At 66.8% G+C, this 15,797-nt stretch carries 20 protein-coding genes; 6 read left to right on the forward strand and 14 right to left on the reverse strand.

Features of this window, described 5'->3' with window-relative positions:
- Positions 1-71 precede the first annotated feature (71 nt).
- A complete protein-coding gene (locus EPO41_RS22225; RefSeq protein WP_296329869.1) occupies positions 72-1,097 on the reverse strand; it encodes an amino acid ABC transporter substrate-binding protein in 1,026 nt (341 codons plus the stop codon).
- A gap of 23 nt (positions 1,098-1,120) precedes the next feature.
- Positions 1,121-2,098 carry a tripartite tricarboxylate transporter substrate binding protein gene (locus EPO41_RS22230; RefSeq protein WP_296329874.1) on the reverse strand — a complete coding sequence of 326 codons (978 nt, stop codon included), beginning with the start codon at positions 2,096-2,098 and terminating at the stop codon, positions 1,121-1,123.
- 53 nt (positions 2,099-2,151) lie between these two features.
- On the opposite strand from EPO41_RS22230, the gene EPO41_RS22235 reads away from it, so the two are divergent.
- A complete protein-coding gene (locus EPO41_RS22235; protein ID WP_296329877.1) occupies positions 2,152-3,315 on the forward strand; it encodes an acyl-CoA dehydrogenase family protein in 1,164 nt (387 codons plus the stop codon).
- Between the two features lie 134 nt (positions 3,316-3,449).
- Here EPO41_RS22235 and EPO41_RS22240 read toward each other — a convergent pair whose 3' ends face one another.
- The 4 genes from EPO41_RS22240 to EPO41_RS22255 form a co-directional block, all read right to left on the reverse strand.
- Positions 3,450-4,730: a hypothetical protein gene (locus EPO41_RS22240; protein ID WP_296329879.1), complete on the reverse strand. Its 1,281-nt coding sequence runs from the start codon at positions 4,728-4,730 to the stop codon at positions 3,450-3,452.
- A gap of 50 nt (positions 4,731-4,780) precedes the next feature.
- Entirely contained in the window at positions 4,781-6,628 is a 1,848-nt protein-coding gene (locus EPO41_RS22245) for an ABC transporter ATP-binding protein/permease (RefSeq protein ID WP_296329882.1), read from the reverse strand.
- Entirely contained in the window at positions 6,629-7,426 is a 798-nt protein-coding gene (locus tag EPO41_RS22250) for a class II aldolase/adducin family protein (protein ID WP_296329883.1), read from the reverse strand.
- A gap of 67 nt (positions 7,427-7,493) precedes the next feature.
- A complete protein-coding gene (locus tag EPO41_RS22255) occupies positions 7,494-8,234 on the reverse strand; it encodes a sulfite exporter TauE/SafE family protein (protein ID WP_296329885.1) in 741 nt (246 codons plus the stop codon).
- A 91-nt stretch (positions 8,235-8,325) separates the two neighbouring features.
- On the opposite strand from EPO41_RS22255, the gene EPO41_RS22260 reads away from it, so the two are divergent.
- Positions 8,326-9,267 carry a LysR substrate-binding domain-containing protein gene (locus EPO41_RS22260; protein ID WP_296329889.1) on the forward strand — a complete coding sequence of 314 codons (942 nt, stop codon included), beginning with the start codon at positions 8,326-8,328 and terminating at the stop codon, positions 9,265-9,267.
- On the opposite strand, the gene EPO41_RS22265 is transcribed toward EPO41_RS22260, so the two are convergent.
- Together EPO41_RS22265 and EPO41_RS22270 are read right to left on the reverse strand one after the other, a co-directional pair.
- Positions 9,221-9,856, reverse strand: coding sequence for an NrsF family protein (locus EPO41_RS22265; RefSeq protein ID WP_296329892.1), 636 nt, complete (start codon positions 9,854-9,856; stop codon positions 9,221-9,223). The genes EPO41_RS22260 and EPO41_RS22265 overlap by 47 nt on opposite strands.
- On the reverse strand, positions 9,853-10,401 hold the full coding sequence (locus tag EPO41_RS22270; RefSeq protein WP_296329895.1) for a sigma-70 family RNA polymerase sigma factor: 549 nt from the start codon (positions 10,399-10,401) through the stop codon (positions 9,853-9,855). Before EPO41_RS22270 ends, EPO41_RS22265 begins: the two co-directional genes overlap by 4 nt.
- Before the next feature lie 154 nt (positions 10,402-10,555).
- Here EPO41_RS22270 and EPO41_RS22275 point away from each other — a divergent pair, with 154 nt between their 5' ends.
- From EPO41_RS22275 to EPO41_RS22290, 4 genes are read left to right on the forward strand one after another with little or no spacing between them, the layout of a single operon-like run.
- Positions 10,556-10,846 (forward strand): DUF2282 domain-containing protein, encoded by a 291-nt coding sequence (locus EPO41_RS22275; RefSeq protein WP_296329897.1) that lies wholly within the window; start codon positions 10,556-10,558, stop codon positions 10,844-10,846.
- A gap of 11 nt (positions 10,847-10,857) precedes the next feature.
- The gene (locus tag EPO41_RS22280) at positions 10,858-11,712 is read left to right on the forward strand and encodes a DUF692 domain-containing protein (RefSeq protein WP_296329901.1); all 855 of its coding nucleotides are present in this window, start codon (positions 10,858-10,860) and stop codon (positions 11,710-11,712) included.
- The gene (locus EPO41_RS22285) at positions 11,696-12,493 is read left to right on the forward strand and encodes a DNA-binding domain-containing protein (RefSeq protein ID WP_296329904.1); all 798 of its coding nucleotides are present in this window, start codon (positions 11,696-11,698) and stop codon (positions 12,491-12,493) included. The genes EPO41_RS22280 and EPO41_RS22285 overlap by 17 nt, the downstream gene beginning before the upstream one ends.
- Positions 12,490-12,939, forward strand: a complete 450-nt coding sequence (locus EPO41_RS22290; RefSeq protein WP_296329907.1) for a DoxX family protein — start codon at positions 12,490-12,492, stop codon at positions 12,937-12,939. Before EPO41_RS22285 ends, EPO41_RS22290 begins: the two co-directional genes overlap by 4 nt.
- On the opposite strand, the gene EPO41_RS22295 is transcribed toward EPO41_RS22290, so the two are convergent.
- The 6 genes from EPO41_RS22295 to soxX form a co-directional block, all read right to left on the reverse strand.
- Positions 12,917-13,396 (reverse strand): Lrp/AsnC family transcriptional regulator, encoded by a 480-nt coding sequence (locus EPO41_RS22295; protein ID WP_296329910.1) that lies wholly within the window; start codon positions 13,394-13,396, stop codon positions 12,917-12,919. The two genes, EPO41_RS22290 and EPO41_RS22295, sit on opposite strands and share 23 nt — an antisense overlap.
- Positions 13,397-13,428: 32 nt before the next feature.
- On the reverse strand, positions 13,429-13,701 hold the full coding sequence (locus tag EPO41_RS22300; protein ID WP_296329913.1) for a hypothetical protein: 273 nt from the start codon (positions 13,699-13,701) through the stop codon (positions 13,429-13,431).
- A 124-nt stretch (positions 13,702-13,825) separates the two neighbouring features.
- Complete coding sequence (soxA, locus tag EPO41_RS22305) at positions 13,826-14,602, reverse strand: sulfur oxidation c-type cytochrome SoxA (RefSeq protein WP_296329916.1); 777 nt, start codon at positions 14,600-14,602, stop codon at positions 13,826-13,828.
- The gene (gene soxZ, locus EPO41_RS22310) at positions 14,599-14,919 is read right to left on the reverse strand and encodes a thiosulfate oxidation carrier complex protein SoxZ (protein ID WP_296329919.1); all 321 of its coding nucleotides are present in this window, start codon (positions 14,917-14,919) and stop codon (positions 14,599-14,601) included. Before soxZ ends, soxA begins: the two co-directional genes overlap by 4 nt.
- Complete coding sequence (locus EPO41_RS22315; protein WP_296329921.1) at positions 14,919-15,362, reverse strand: SoxY-related AACIE arm protein; 444 nt, start codon at positions 15,360-15,362, stop codon at positions 14,919-14,921. The genes soxZ and EPO41_RS22315 overlap by 1 nt, the downstream gene beginning before the upstream one ends.
- Positions 15,363-15,797 carry a sulfur oxidation c-type cytochrome SoxX gene (gene soxX, locus EPO41_RS22320; protein WP_296329924.1) on the reverse strand — a complete coding sequence of 145 codons (435 nt, stop codon included), beginning with the start codon at positions 15,795-15,797 and terminating at the stop codon, positions 15,363-15,365. It lies immediately after the preceding gene.

The following is a 15,797-nucleotide window of genomic DNA, read 5'->3' on the forward strand; positions in this document are numbered from 1 at the left end:
ACTCCAGTTGCGCTCAAGCTTCGTCGATCAGCAAGACATGAGCGCAACTGGAGTTGCGCGCTCCGATGAGACTAGCGGATCGGCGGGGCGTATTGCAGGCCACCCTGGGTCCACAGCGCGTTCTGGCCGCGCGGGATCTTGAGAAGCGAGCCCGAACCGACGTTGCGCTCGAAGACCTCGCCGTAGTTACCGACCTGCTTGATGATGTTGTAGACCCACTTTTCGTCGACCCCGAGCGCCTTGCCCATGCCCGGCGTGACGCCCAGGATGCGCTTGATCGTGGGGTTGTCGCTCTTCAGCATCTCGTCGACGTTCTTCGAGGTGATGCCGTATTCCTCGGCCTCGATCATCGCATACTGCGTCCAGCGCACGATGTCCTCGAACTGGTTGTCGCCGTGGCGCACGACCGGTCCCAGCGGCTCCTTCGAGATGACCTCGGGCAGGACGATATAGTCGTCGGGGTTGGGCGCATTGGCGATGCGCGTCGCATAGAGCCTCGCCTGGTCGCCGGAATAGGCGTCGCAGCGGCCGCTGAAGAAGGCGCTGCGGCTCTGGTCGGGATCCTCGAACAGCACCGGCTTGAAGCTCATCTTGTTGGTGCGGAAATAGTCCGCGATGTTGAGCTCGGACGTGCTGCCGGTCAGCACGCAAATCGAGGCGCCGTTCAGTTCCTTGGCGCTCTTCACGCCGAGCTTCTTCGGTACCATGAAGCCCTGGCCGTCATAGTAGGTGACGCCCACGAAATCGAGGCCGAGCGCGGTGTCGCGCGTCAGGGTCCAGGTCGAGTTGTTCGACAGCAGGTCGACCTCGCCCGCCTGCAGCGCCGTGAAGCGCTGCTGGCCCGAGAGCGGCACGTACTTCACCTTCTCGGAATCACCAAAGAGGGCGGCGGAGACACCCCGGCAGATGTCGACGTTCATGCCCGTCCACTTGCCTTGGTTGTCGACCACCATGAAGCCGGCGATGCCACCCACGGCCACGCCGCAGATAAGCTGGCCACGCGCCTTCACGGCATCGAGGTCCTTGCCGGCCATGGCATGGCCCGACGGGAGGATCATGGCCGCACCGAGCGCCATCGCCGCAAACATCTTCTTCATCGAACGTCTCCTCCTCAGGCCGGTCACTCGACCTTGGCGCCCACCGTCTTCACGACTTCGGCCCACTTGGCGCGATCACGCTTCACCGTGGCCTGGAACTGATCGATCGTTTCATAGCGCGGCGTGTTGCCGAGTTCGACCAGCTTCTTCTGGACATCGGGGTCCGCCAGCGCGGTCTTGATCGCCAGGTTCATCTTCTGTGCGATCGCGGGATCAAGACCCTTCGGCCCGAAGAGACCGAACCAGGTGTAGCTCTCGAAGCCGGGCAGGCCCGCCTCGTCGATCGTCGGCACGTCGGGAATCGCCGGCACACGCGTCTTGGTCGAGACGCCCAGCAGCTTCATCTTGCCCGCCGCCGCCTGCGGCATCGCGATCTGCACCTGGGCGAAGATGCAGCAGGTGTCGCCGTTCAGCACCGACTGGATGGCGTCGGGGGAGCCCTTGTACGGCACGTGCACCATGTCGAGGCCGGCCTTGGCCGTGAACTCGGCAAAGGCCAGGTGCGTGCCGGCGCCGTTGCCGGTCGAGGCATAGTTATACTTGCCGGGTGCGGCCTTCACCTTGGCGATGAAGTCCTTCACATCTTTGGCGTCGATCGCCTTGGGATTGATCGCCAGCACGTTCGACACGTCGACCAGGGTCGAGATCGGCGTGAAGTCCTTCTCCACGTCGAAGGGAAGCTTGCTGTAGAGGGCGGCATTGATGCCGTGCGTGCCGGCCGTGCCCAGTAGGAAGGTGTAGCCGTCGGGCTTGGCCTTCGCCACGAAGTCGGACGCCACGTTGCCGCCGGCGCCCGCCTTGTAATCGATCACGATGCGCTGACCGAGCGCCTTGTCGAGCAGCGGCTGCAGGACGCGCGCGACCACGTCGGTGCCGGAGCCCGGCGGGAAGCCCATGACGATGGTGATGGGGCGGGCCGGCCAATCCTGCGCCGACGCCGGAAGAGCGACGGATGCCGCACAGAGAAAAAGCGCCATGGTGCCGAGCAGAAATCTGCGCACTGTGATGTCCTCCTAGTCCGATACAATGCTCATGCAAGAAACGGGGAAAAACCATGGGTTACATGACCGACGAGCGCCGCATGATCCAGGAGACGGCGCGCGCCTTCGTCATGAAGGAAGTGCTGCCGGTCGCGAACAGGCTCGATCCGGAGAAGGGCGACATCCCGCCGGAGCTGATCCAGAAACTGGCCGATATGGGTTATTTCGGCATCGTCATCCCCGAAGAGTATGGCGGCCTGGGCCTCGGCGTCTTCGAATACTGCCTGATCACCGAGGAGCTGGCGCGCGGCTGGATGAGCGTGGCCTCGATCATCGCCCGCGGCAATGGCCTCAGCGCCGGCCGCGGCATGACCGAGGCCCAGCGCGCCGTGTTCCTGCCCCGCGCCGCCCGTGGCGAATTCCTGGGCGCCGCGGCCATGTCCGAGCCGAATGTCGGGTCCGACCTCGGCAGCATCGCCTGCCGCGCCCGCCGGGACGGCGACGACTGGGTGGTCACCGGCAACAAGTACTGGTGCACCTTCGCCGACGGCGCCGACTACATCATGCTTGTGGCCCGCACCTCCGACGCGCCCGATCCCAAGCGCAAGCATGTCGGCCTCTCCTCCTTCCTGATCGAGAAGCCGCGCGGCACGCTGCCGCCGGGCGTGAAGGGCGCGCCGATTCCCAAGATCGGCTATTTCGGTTGGAAGACGTGGGAACTGGCCTTCGACGAATGCCGCCTGCCCGGCTCGGCGCTGATCGGCGAGGAAGGCCGCGCCTTCTATTACATCTCGGCCGGGCTCGAGCGCGCCCGTGCCCATACGGCGGCCCGCGCCATCGGCCTCGCCCGCGGCGCGCTGGAGGACGCCACCGCCTACGCGCAGGAGCGCCGCCAGTTCGGCCAGGCGATCGGCGATTTCCAGAACACCCGCTTCCGCCTCGCCCGCATGGCCACCGAGATCGAGGCGTCGCGCCAGCTCATGTATTTCGTCTGCGACGAGATCGACCAGAAACGGCGCTGCGACAAGGAAGCGGCGATGGTGAAGTTCCACGCTTCCGAGATGGCCGAGAAGGTGACCTCCGAGGCGCTGCAGGTGTTCGGCGGCGCCGGCTACACCACGCTCCATGCCGTCGAGCGCTACTGGCGCGACGCGCGCCTCACCAAAATCTTCGAGGGCACCTCCGAGATCCAGCAGCGCATCATCTCCGACCACCTGCTCGGCAAGCTGAAGGCCTGAGAGAACGGCCTGCCTCCCCATTCAGATGGGGAGGTGCCCCGAAGGGGCGGAGGGGTCATGACCCCATCGCCCTCGTGAGACGAGGGCACTTCCCCTTTGCGGAACCCGCAAAGGGGAAGAGATTGAGCAAAGCTCTACTGACGCTTCGCCCTACGGCAAACCTCCGCAACCCGCGGAGCGATCATCGCGGCGAACTTTGAGGAACCCGTCGGCGAGAAGTGCTCGCCGTCCCAGAAATCGGCGGGCACGAACTGCTTTTCGTCGATGGCGATGTAGGTGTCGCCCAACGCTGCCGCTTCGCGCTGGAGGATGCCCGTCAGCCGCGAGAGCAGCGCCCGCAGGTCTCCAAGACTGACGAAGGGCGCCCACAGGCTGCCACGCCAGTTCGCCGCTTCGAGCGAGGCGTGATCGAAGACCTCGCCCACCCAGACGGTGGCAATACCGCGCTGACGGTTGATCGCCGAGATCGTCCGGACGTTGCGCGTGAAGATTGCCTCGAGCGCCGGATCGGGATCGGCACTCACCTGCCCGTCCGGCTTCGGCGCCCGGGCGGTATCGAAGGCGAAGGCGGCCAGGCGGCCGAGAAGACGCAGCAGCGGCGACACCGCGGGAAGCAGACGTTCGACGCGGCGCACTTCCAGAGCGTCGATCAAGAACGGCGTCTGATAGTCGGCGTAACCGGGATCGAGGTTGCGGAAGTGGGCGCTGGCGACATCGCCTCCGCCGACGAGATAAACAGCACAATCGGGCTGCGTGCCGTAGGCCGGTTGATAGAACGCCGTCCGGATCGCGATCTGGACCGTGCTGTTGGAAGTGACCCCGTGGTTCAGCACGGCGAACCTCTCGCCGCCCAGCAGGGCTTCGAGCCGCTCGGGCCAGGTCTCGCCGTCGCGAACGGCCAGATCCTCGGTCGTCGAGCCCCCGAAGACGGCGACGACCGTCTTGTCGCGCAGTTCCCCGGGCGACCGCTCGCGGCCGCGCAATCCCTGCGAATCGACGTGGTACTTTCCGGAAGCATTCGCCGATGTCGGCACGTTGGCCGCCTGCAGGAGGGGATGCCAGGTCCTGATCACTTCGCGCGGCCTGTCGGACGGCAGCAGGTCGCTCTTCGCCAGGTCGTGACGCGTCAGGGCGACGGAGCCGAGGCCGAGGCCGAGCTCGACCGCCGCGAGCGACAGGACCACCATCGTGATGCGCGGCCAGGGCGCGCAGACGATGCCGAGCCCGAGCAGGATCGCGACATAGGCGAAGTACCAGACGCGCGGCGAGCCCGGCGCCAGTTCCAGTGCCAGCCGGTAACGCCACACGACAGCTAAAGCCACCGTCGCCAGCGCCAGCGACACCAGGATCGCGATCGTCCGCTCGAAGCGATGGGGCTTCGCCAGCCCGATGTGATGTGAAACCCAAAGGAACATCTGCCTGCGGGCAATATCACGCCGCCGCGGGCCTCACAAAAAACCGAGGTTCAGCGGCCCAGCAGGTTGGCCCGGACCTTTGCCCAGAAGCCGGGGTCGCGCGGCGCCGAGCGGCTGGCCGCCGCCATCTTGCGGTAGAGGTCGCCCAGCGGCCGCTGGCTCGCGTCGGCCCGGAGCCTCGTACCGCCGGCACCAGGCTCCAGCGTCAGCTCGCGCGTATGGAAGAGTTCGAGTCCCGGCCGATGGCCGATGCTGATGACCGAGGTCTTCGGCAGCTCCTCGATCAGGAGCTTCATGACGTTCTCCTGGCCGGCCTCGTCGAGCGCCGACGTGGCCTCGTCCATGAAGATCCAGTCGGGCTTGTGGACCAGCACGCGGGCGAAGGCCACGCGCTGCTGCTCGCCGCCGGAGAGGATGTGGTCCCAGCGCTCGGTCTCGTCGAGCCGGTCGCGCAGATGGTCGAGGCCGACCTTGTGCAGCATGTCCTTCAGCGTCTCGTCGCTGATCCCCTCTTCCGGCTCGGCCGGGTAGAGCATCGCGTCGCGCAAAGTGCCCAGCGGGAAATAGGGCTTCTGCGGCATGAAGGTGATGCTGCCGGTCGGCAGGTGGATGGCGCCGCGGCCCCATGGCCACACACCCGCTACGGCGCGCATGATCGTGCTCTTGCCGCTGCCGGACTTGCCGCGGATCAGCACGCGCTCGGGGCGCACGATCTCGACCTCGGCCTCCGCCACCAACATTTCGCCGCTGGGGCGGGCCACGCCAAGATCACGCATCACCAGCTTGTCGGACTCTCCCGCCGGATGCACCACGATGCGCGCCTCGTCGGGCGCCTCGCTGCTTTCCTCGAGATCGGTCAGCGCCATGTGCAGGTGCACGACCCTGTCGGTCGAGGCGCGCCATTCGGCGAACTTCGGGAAATTGTCGATCAGCCAGGACAGCGCCCACTGCACGCTGGAAAAGGCCTGTGCGGTCTGCATCAGGCCGCCGAGCGCGATATCCCCGCCGAGATAGCGCGGCAGGGCGACGATCAGCGGCACGATCGGCGCGAGATAGGCCAGCGAGCTGGTGAGCAGCGAGAGATTGCCCTGGCCGAGGGTCTGGACATTCCAGGCCGAGCGCAGGTCGAACAGCGAGCCGCGCAGGCGTTCGCGCTCGTCATCCTCGCCGCGCATCAGGGCGATGCCCTCGGCATGCTCGCGCGCCCGCGTCAGCCCGGAGCGAAAATCGGCCTCGCGGCTCTGCCGAACGTTGCCGGCGTGGATCAGGCCGCGGCCCAGGAAGTAGGTGAGCGTCGAGCCGATCAGGGCATAGGCCACCGCAGCCCACACCATGTAGCCGGGCAGGTCGAACTCCAGGCCGAACAGCCTGATCGGCAGGGTGCCCGACAGGATCCAAAGGACGCTGAGGAAGGTGAAGAGCTGCAGCACGCACTGCAGGATGCTCTGCGCGAACTCGACGGCGAGTTCGGTCGAGATGCGGATGTCCTCGGCGATGCGGCCGTCGGGATTGTCGACCTCGTCCGCCAGCATACCGAGCTGGTACTGGCGGCCGCCGTTCAGCCAGCGCAGCACCGTGACGTGCGACAGCCAGGAGCGCCAGTTGATCTGCAGCCGGCGCTTGACGTGCAGCTGGATCGCCACCGCGACACCGGCGGAGGCGACGATGGCCGCCAGTATCCAAAGCAGCCGCATCAGCTCGACGAAGTCACGCTTGTCGAGCGCGTTGAAGAAGTCCCTGTTCCAGATGTTCAGCCACAGCGCGATGCCGACATTGGCGACACCCAGCAGCACCAGGCCGCCGGTGAGCGACCAGGCGACGGCACGATAGCCCGGCGCCGTCCAGTAACCACTGGCGACGGCGGCGAAGGCGCGTATCGAGCTGTGCGGTGTATCCAATCAGTCGCGGAAACCCGGATCGATCCGGTCGAGCTTCCGCAGGAGCGCCGGCCAGTCCAGCAGGCCGAACGGCCGCCGGGTCTTCGGCTGGTAATTCATGTAGGTCGCATCGACCACCTCGGCCGGGACCTCGATCAGCTTGGTGTTGCACGACATGGCCGCGATCTGAGTCTTGCAGCTGAGCTCCAGCCGGTGCATCGCGTTGAACGCCTCGGGAATGGTCGCGCCGGTCGTCAGCAGGCCGTGATTGCGCAGGATCATGGCATTGTTGTCGCCCAGACTCTTCACCAGTGCCTCGCGCGCCGCGAGGTCGAGCACGACGCCGTCGAAGTCGTGGTAGCTGATCCTGGCGAAGCGCATCGAGGTCTGCGTGTTGGGCAGCAGGCCGCATTCCATCGTCGAGACCGCCATGCCCGGCCAGGTGTGGGTGTGGATCACGCAGGCGACGTCGGGCTTGGCCATGTGAATGGCGCTGTGGATCACGAAACCGGCGCGGTTGACGCCGTATTCGAGGCCGCCGTTGAACTCCGGCTTGGCGAGGATGTTGCCCTCGTGGTCGATCTTCAACAGGCTCGACGCGGTGATCTCTTCGTAGAGCAGACCGTAGGCATTGATCAGGAAGGCGTCGGGCTCACCGGGCACGCGCACCGAGATGTGGTTCGCGATCAGGTCCGACATGCCGTACAGGTCGATCAACCTGTAGCAGGCGGCGAGATCGACACGAGCCTGCCACTCTTCGGGCGAGACGTTCGACCGGAGATTGGCAACCTTTGAAGTCTTGAGGGCGTGCACGGCCATGGAAACGCTCCAGGAATAAAACGGTTCCTGAAGCTAGACCCGGCCTCCGCTTCCGTCCATCGACGGCTCAGACCAGCCCGCGCGCTGCGAGATAGGCGCCGAGAACCAGAAGACCCGTGAAGAAGCACAACCGGAATGCCCCTGGCGACAGGCGCGCACGTACCGCCTGGCCCAGTCGCATCCCCGCCAACGCCACCGCGACGCCTGCCAACGACGGCCAGGCCAGGCTCAGGTCGAGGCCGGCGCTTCCGGCCAGGGCGACGGCCAGGGCCAGCGTCGAGACGGTGAAGGACAGGCCCAGCGCCTGCACCAGCTCATCCTTCGTGAGACCGATCGCCTGGAGATAGGGCACGGCCGGGATGACGAAGACTCCCGTGGCGGCGGTGATGGCGCCGGTCGTGGCCCCCGCGACCGGGCCCAGCCATCCTTCAATAGCAGCCGGAACGGTGAGCTTCAGCGCCGCGAGCCCCGAGACGGCATAGGCGATCAGCGCCATGCCGAGGGCCAGCGCGCCATAAGGCCCGCCCAGCCCCGAGATGAAGGCGGCGCCGGCCCAGGTGCCGAGGCAGACCCCGACGTTCAGGGGCCAGAGCCGTCGCAGGAGAGGCCTGAGATGCGGCCCGTCCAGCATCTGCCAGACATTGGTGATCAGCGACGGCAGGATCAGCAACGCCGCCGACTCGACGGGCGACAGGATCACGGCCAGCAGGCCCATCGAGATCGTGGGAAGCCCCAGTCCGATGACACCCTTGGCGAAGCCGGCCAGGGCGAAGACCGCGAGGACGAAGGCCAGGGTCGAAAGCGCCATGGCTTACCCTTGGCGGCACGCCGGATGCTTCGCAATGCGCAGAATACGGAGTATGCCTTCGGCCCAAGCGAAGGCTTATGGAGGCGTCCCCTTGCGCTTCGACCTCACCGACCTGCGGCTTTTCCTGCATGTAACGCAAACCGGCAGCATCACGCGCGGCGCCGAACGGGCGCACCTGGCCCTTGCCTCGGCCAGCGCGCGCATCCGCGGCATGGAGGAACTGCTCGGCGTTCCCTTGCTGAAGCGCGGCCGGCGGGGCGTCGAGCCGACCGATGCGGGTCGCAGCCTGCTCGACCATGCCCGCATCGTGCTGCAGCAGATCGAGACGATGCGCGGCGATCTCGGCGCCTATTCGCGCGGCCTGAAGGGCAGCATCCGGATCCTCGCCAACACCTCGGCGCTCTCGGAACATCTGCCGGCGCTGCTGGCGACCTTCCTCGCCGCCAATCCGACGATCGACCTCGATCTCGAGGATCGCGAGAGCCCGGCGATCGGCGCCGCCATCGCCGCGGGCGACGCCGATATCGGCATCGGGTCGCAAGCCGCGCTGGTCCCGGGACTGGAAAGCCATCCCTTCCGCACCGATCGGCTGGTGCTGGCCGTGCCGGCGGGGCATCCCCTCACCGGCAAGCGCCAGACCGGCTTCGCCGAGCTGCTCGATCTCGACTTCGTGGGCCTGCCGCGCGGCACCGCCCTCGACGAGCACGTGGCCATGCAGGCCGCCCGCCTCGGCCGCGCGCTGCGGCTGCGCGTGCGGGTCAACAGCCTCGACACCGTCTGCGCCATGGTTGCGGCGGGCGTCGGCGTCGGAATCGTTCCGGAAGCCACCGCCCTGCGCCACCGCCGCGCCCTGCCGCTCGCCATGTTGCGCCTCACGGAGGCCTGGTCGATGCGCGAGCTCGCCCTCTATGTGCGCGACGCACGGCGTCTTCCGAAGCCGGCGCGTCGGCTCTTCGAAGCCCTACGCGGAGCGGGCGAGCGGCCCGTTACCAGCGCAACAGGCGGTGCCCGACGGCAGCCCCCACGAGAATGACCGGGATCGCCGCCAGCGGATACCAGGTGAGAACGAAGAGCGGCGAGTCGTCGAAGCAGTGGAAGGCATAGATCGCAGCTGCGGCCGCAGCGGCCAGCGCGCCGGCAGCAGCGCCGGCAAGCGCCGGACTGGCTGGTGCACTCCGACGCAGCGCCAGCAGCAGCATCGCAAGGGGTGCGAGAGCAAAGACCGGAATGGCCGTCAGGCACACGAGCGCATTGCTGCCGACCAGCCGCGCCTCCCAGGTCTCGGCTGGGAGCACGGCGAGTTCGGTCCCCAGCGCGGCCGCCGCAATGAGGAGAACCGGCAGCACGGCCCACTGCCATCGCGCGGTGGCCACCGGCCGGGCCATCGCAATACAGGCGCCGGAGGCCGCCACCAGGGCGGCCAGCACCAGCACGAGCTTGAGGTCGAAGCGCCAGGTGGCAAAAGCCGCCGATAGATCGACGCGCGGTCCGAACTCGACCGCGAAGATCACGAGCGATACCAGCGCGCCCGCCAGGACGGCCCGCCCCATGGAGCGTCCGAGGGGTCTCGCCGAACCGGCGCGGTCGGCGACCAGGGACGCCACGAGTTGCTCGGTCTTCATGTCCTGTCCTTGCGATAGGCAGCGGCCAGAGCGCGAAGGGCACGATGAAGAGTCACCCGGACGGCGCCCTCGCTCATGCCCATCCTCGACCCGACGTCTCGCGCGCTCTGCCCCTCGATGGATATTCCTTCCACGATCCGGCGCTGACGCTCGGGAAGGCTGGCCAGCATCTGCCTCGCATCCAGGGCGCTCCCCTCCTCCGAGGTTGCGGGCGCGGCGAGTGTTTCGGAATGGTCGTCGATATCGACGTGATCGGTGAAGCCGCGGCGGCGCAGATGGTCGACCAGCTTGTGGCGCGCGATTGCCCTAAGCCAGGGCTGCAAGGGCTGCGTCTCGTCCCATGTGTCGCGCCTAAGATGCATGGCCAGCAAAGTCTCCTGGACGATGTCCTCGCAATCCGCATTCGGACGGCCCGCCGCCGCGAGGCCGCGCGCCGCCACCGCACGCAACCACGAAGCGACGTGGAGCAGCAGGCGCCGATACGCCTCGTCATCCCCCTTCCGGGCTGCCCGCATGAGCACGGCGAGATCTTCCGGATCGGACAACAGAACTCACTCTTCACGTGTTCGTGTGGAAGGGCTCGAACATTACAGGCGCTTTGCACGAAAAAGAAATGCGACGGCCTGTAACGCCGACGCTCGCGCGCCCGAATGACCTCTTGCGAGCCGACATTGGCTCGAAAGCCAGGAGGACTTGTCCATGATCAACCGTACCACCACCGCGGCCCTCGCCGCTGCCGTCGCCGCCGCGGCCCTGATGTCGTCCGGCGCCAACGCCCAGACCGCCAACACCGACAAGGAGAAGTGCTACGGCATCTCGATGGCGGGCAAGAACGACTGCGCCGCGACCGGCAACAATTCCTGCGCCGGCCAGTCCAAGGCCGACTACGACGCCAAGGCCTGGAAGTATGTCGCCAAGGGATCGTGCGCCACCATGGAGGTGACCCTCAAGGACGGCATGAAGCGCAAGGGCACCCTGATGCCCATGTAAGGAGCGTCGTCGTGACGGTGGACCGCCTGCCTCGTGCCGGTGCCGGGCTCAAACCCGAACACCAGCGGCACATCCTCGAAGCCCGGCCCGATGTCGGCTGGTTCGAGGTGCATGCCGAGAACTACATGGGAGCCGGCGGTCCACCGCATCACTCCCTGGAGCGCATACGCGCGCTCTATCCGCTGTCGGTGCACGGCGTGGGTCTATCGATCGGATCGGCCGATGGCATGGCGCCGGGTCACCTCGCCCGCTTGAAGACGGTGGTGGACCGCTATCAGCCCTTCACCGTGTCAGAACATCTCGCCTGGTCGACACATGACGGGATCTTCCTCAACGATCTGCTGCCGCTGCCCTACACCGAGGCCACCCTGTCGCTGGTGGCGCGCCATGTCGACGAGGTCCAGACGACGCTCGGGCGGCGCATCCTGATCGAGAACCCCTCGACCTATCTCCGCTTCGACGGGGAGGAAATGCCAGAGACGGACTTCCTGCGCGCGCTCGCCCGGCGCAGCGGGTGCGGCTTGCTGCTCGACATCAACAACGTCGTCGTCTCCGCGGCCAATCACGGCTTCGACCCCCGCGCCTATCTTGCAAGCTTCCCGCACGAACATGTCGGCGAAATCCACCTCGCCGGTCACGCCGTGCTGGAGAAGGATGGCGAGACGCTGCTCGTCGACACGCACGACCGCACCATCTCACTGGAGGTCTGGCGTCTCTTCCGAGAGGTGATTGCGCGCCACGGCCGTCGCCCCACGCTGATCGAATGGGATGTCGAGGTGCCCGCCTGGCAGGACGTCGAGGGTGAGGTCCGGCAAGCCCAATCTCTGCTGCAGTCGGCACGAGGCCTTGATGCCCGCGCAGCCTGAGGGAACCGGTCTCGCCGACCTGCAGCGCCGCTTTGGCCTGGCCCTGCTTCAGGGCCCCTTGGTGATACCCCACGGCATCCGACGAGACACGCAGCCCACACGCGGGCGACGGTTCGGCGTCTACCGCAACAATGTGAAGGCCAGTCTGGCCGCCGCCCTGGCGGCACGGTTTCCGGTGGTTGCGCGTCTGGTCGACGAGGATTTCTTCACCGCCATGGCGCTCGTCTTCATCGAGCGCCATCCGCCGCGCTCGCCCGTCCTCGCCGAGTATGGCGCTGCCTTCGCGGAATTCCTGGAAGGGTTCGAGCCCGCCGCAGACCTGCCCTACCTGCCCGATATCGCCCGGCTGGAATGGGCACGCCACGTCGCATTCCACAGCGCCGATGCCAGCCCGGTCGACATCGGCCGCCTCGCGGCGCTGCCACCCGAAGGGCTCGGCTCCGTGAAACTCGGTCTGCATCCCGCCATGGCCATCATCGCCTCGTCCTGGCCCATCGTGTCTATCTGGAGCACCAACACATATGACCTGACATCCCAGGCGCCGGCGGCCGATTGGACGGGCGAGACGGCGCTGGTGACGCGGCCGCATCTCGAGGTTCTCCTCCATCGGCTGCCACCGGGCACGGACCGGCTGGTGACCGCGCTGGCCAGCGGCGTCGCGTTGGGCCAAGCCGCCGAAGCCGCCTCACGCGCTTGCCAGGATTTCGATCTCGCAATCGCCCTCTCGACCCTTTTTGCCGCGGGCGCCGTCGCAACCCTGTCCGAAGGATCGTCCCGATGATTGCCCTGCTCTCGCGTCTCGACTCGCTGCCGGCACGCATCCCGCACGAGTTGCTGGCGCTTCTCGCACGCCTTTCCGTCGGCACGATCTTCCTGCGCTCGGGCCTGCTGAAGCTCGACGGCTGGGCCGACGGCACCACCCTCACGCTGTTTCGCGAGGAGTACAGGCTGCCGCTCCTGCCACCGGAGTTCGCGTCCTACCTGGCGACCGCAGCGGAACTCAGCCTGCCGCTCCTGCTCTTCCTCGGCCTGTTCACGCGGCCGGCGGCGCTTGCCCTGCTGGGCATGACCCTGGTGATCGAGATCTTCGTCTATCCCAACGCCTTCGACACGCACGGCGTCTGGGCGGTGGCGCTGCTCTATCTCGCCAAGTTCGGGCCAGGCCAATTCGCGCTCGACCGCCTTCTCTTCGCGCGGGCGATTCCTAACGCTTACGGACGGGCTTGAGATCGGAGACGATCGGATAGGCCGTCGTCGACTTCACCCTCTCCATCGAGAAGCGCGAGGTCACGTTCTTGAGCGGCATCGTGTCGATCAGCTTCTTGTAGAACAGATCGTAGGCCTGCATGTCGGGCACAGCGACCCTCAGCATGTAGTCGATGTCGCCGGCCATGCGATGGAACTCCATCACCTCGGGCATGGCCGTGACGGTGCTCGCGAACTTGGAGAGCCAGGCCGAGGAATGGTCGCCGGTCTCGATCGACACGAACACGGTAAGGCCCATGCCGATCGACTCGGGCGAGATCAGCGCCACCCGCTTCAGGATGACGCCGGACTTCTCCAGGCGCTGGATGCGTTTCCAGCAAGGGCTTTGCGAAAGACCGACCCGATGGGCGATCTGCGCCAGCGAAAGGCTCGCATCCTCCTGGAGGAGCGCCACGATCTTCTTGTCGATGGCATCCATGTTCATCAATCCGTCAACGCGGGGCGGCCAGTCTAGACCGGAAGCGACTCCAGGCGCACCGGAACGCCCAGGCGCTCGGTGAGAACGATAGCGAGTGCCTCGACGTCGCCATCGACCCGCCCGGCATAGCTCACCAGCCTCGGCGGGGCGTCCTTGAACCATGAAAGACGCCAGATGCCCGCCTCGCAGACCAGCGATCCGACGATTTGCCCGTCTGCGGAGACCGTCCAGAGAGCGGGCTCTTCATAAGCCGCCTGGAACAGGCGGGCCGCCCGGGCGACGAGGGTGCTGGCAAGGCTGAGCATGGGCGGACTGTACGGGCGCGTTCGCTCCTGCAGCAATGAAACGCTCGGTCGAATCCGGCGGCGACAAGGGCAGGAATCGCTCCGGCTCACACCCTTGGGAGAATTTCTTCTCCTGCGGCCCCGCTCAAGGCCGGATCGCAGGCGTCTCCAGCTTCAGGCCCTTCGCCCGATCCATCAGGAAAAGTTCCACGGCGACATACTCGGACGCATCGAGCGGCCAGGCTTCGGCCCGAATGCCGGCCAGGCAATTGCGCAGTCGCCGCTTCAGTGAGCCCAGCGCCTGCCATTCCAGGCGATAGATGGGATAGCCCGTCGGATGCGCCTCCGGGATGACAACGCCCGCCAGCTTCTTGCCGGCATTGTCGTCGTGGCAGATCGCGCAGGAAAGGTTGAGCTGACCCTGGCGGCGGCGATAAATCTCCGCCCCCTGCTGGCGGAAGGCGTCGAGGCGGTGGTCGTAAGGCGGCGCGATCGGCATGTCTCTCGACTGATGTGCGACATAGGCGGTGAGCGCCAGCAGCTCGCGATTCTCGGGCGGCAGCCGGTCGGCTCTCTGATGTTCGGTGCGGCAGAGGTTGATGCGGCCCTCGAGATCGACCGGACGGTCGCCGCCTTGCGGGATGGCAGGGTAGCGCGTGGCCACGCCCTTCATGCTGGCGGCGGCGGCGCCATGGCAGTCGGCACAGGATTTGTCCGCGACGCCTGTTTGCTTGCTCCAGAGCTGGCCGCCGAGCTGGACGAACAGCATGCCGGGATTGGCGGTGTCGTCGTCCTGCATCTTCTGCAGGGCCTCGCCCATGTCCTGATAGCCCGACCGACGCTTGTCCGCGCCGACCTGCGCGGTCGCATAGGAGGCCGCAAACACCAGCCCGAGACCGACGACGAGCAGCCGCCTGCTCATTCGACGGCGATGTCGACCCGATGCTCGGCGGCGAAGCCTTCGTCGCCGGTCCAGCGCAGGACGACCGTGCCACTGTCGTTCGCCCGGGCGAAGAAAGAGACGAACGGGTTGGCGGCAATCGCGGGCGACATGTCCATCGCGAAGATTTCGGTGCCGTTCCAGGTCGCAGTGAAGCGCTCGATGATGTTGCGCGGGAGAATGCGGCCGTTGGGGCCGGGCCGGAAGCCCGTCTCCATGGGGTGCAGGATCAGCGCCTTGATCTCGATGACATCGCCGCGCCTGGCGGTTTTCGGGGCGTTCACCAGAATGTTCGACATCAGGTCGCCTCCTCGAGGCAGGCGGCCAGGGTCACGATCACGTCGGCGCCGGCGCTCCAGAATTTGCCGTCGCTGGTCTCGGCGATGGCGATGATCCGCTGGCTGTCGCCCAGCTTGATGCGCGTGCCGATGACGGCCCTGCCGTTGCGCGGGCCGAGTCGTGCGGAAAAGACGTTGGGTTGCGGGTTCTTCTCATTGAAGACGTGGATCGCCTTGACGTGGTCGGCTTCGGTCATCGGGCTCTCGACCGACACGGTGAGCGGAACGGTGCTGCCGTTCTCGACCAGCGGCGGCACGTCGAGCTTCACGCGACCTTCGGTCGGTGTGGCCGTGCCGATGACCTTCCGGATCGCCTCGGCCATGGCGTCCGGCGTCGCCGCCGCGGGGGCGAGCGGGAGAATGACGATGGCGGCCGTGCCGGCAAGGAAGAGACGTCGGTCCATTCAATCCTTCAACGTGACGAGATAGGCCACGACATCCTCGACCTGTTCGGCCGACAGGATCGTCTTGCCTTCGAAGTTGCGGGCGACCCGCTGCAGGCCGCCGGTACGATAGTAGGCCGGCATGATCGTGTCGGCATTGAGACGTGACCCGTCGACGATGCGCAGTCGGAGTTGCCCCTCCGACCAGCGCGAGCCCGCACCGGCGAGGCTGGGCGCCAGATCGCCCTGGAAGCGTTCCTCGGCGATCGGACCGGAATGGCAGAGCAGGCAGAGGCCCACGCTGCGGTTGGCGACGATCGCCCGGCCGCGCGCGGCATCGCCCGGGCGACCCGTGAGCGAGCGGGGAATGGTATCGTCGACGATCTGAGGGGGGACCTGTTGGGCCGCCGCGGGACAGGCGGCGAGCGCGAGAGCGAGGACGGCCAGGGCCCGCAT

The organism is Reyranella sp. (assembly GCF_004297265.1).
Classification (GTDB): domain Bacteria; phylum Pseudomonadota; class Alphaproteobacteria; order Reyranellales; family Reyranellaceae; genus Reyranella.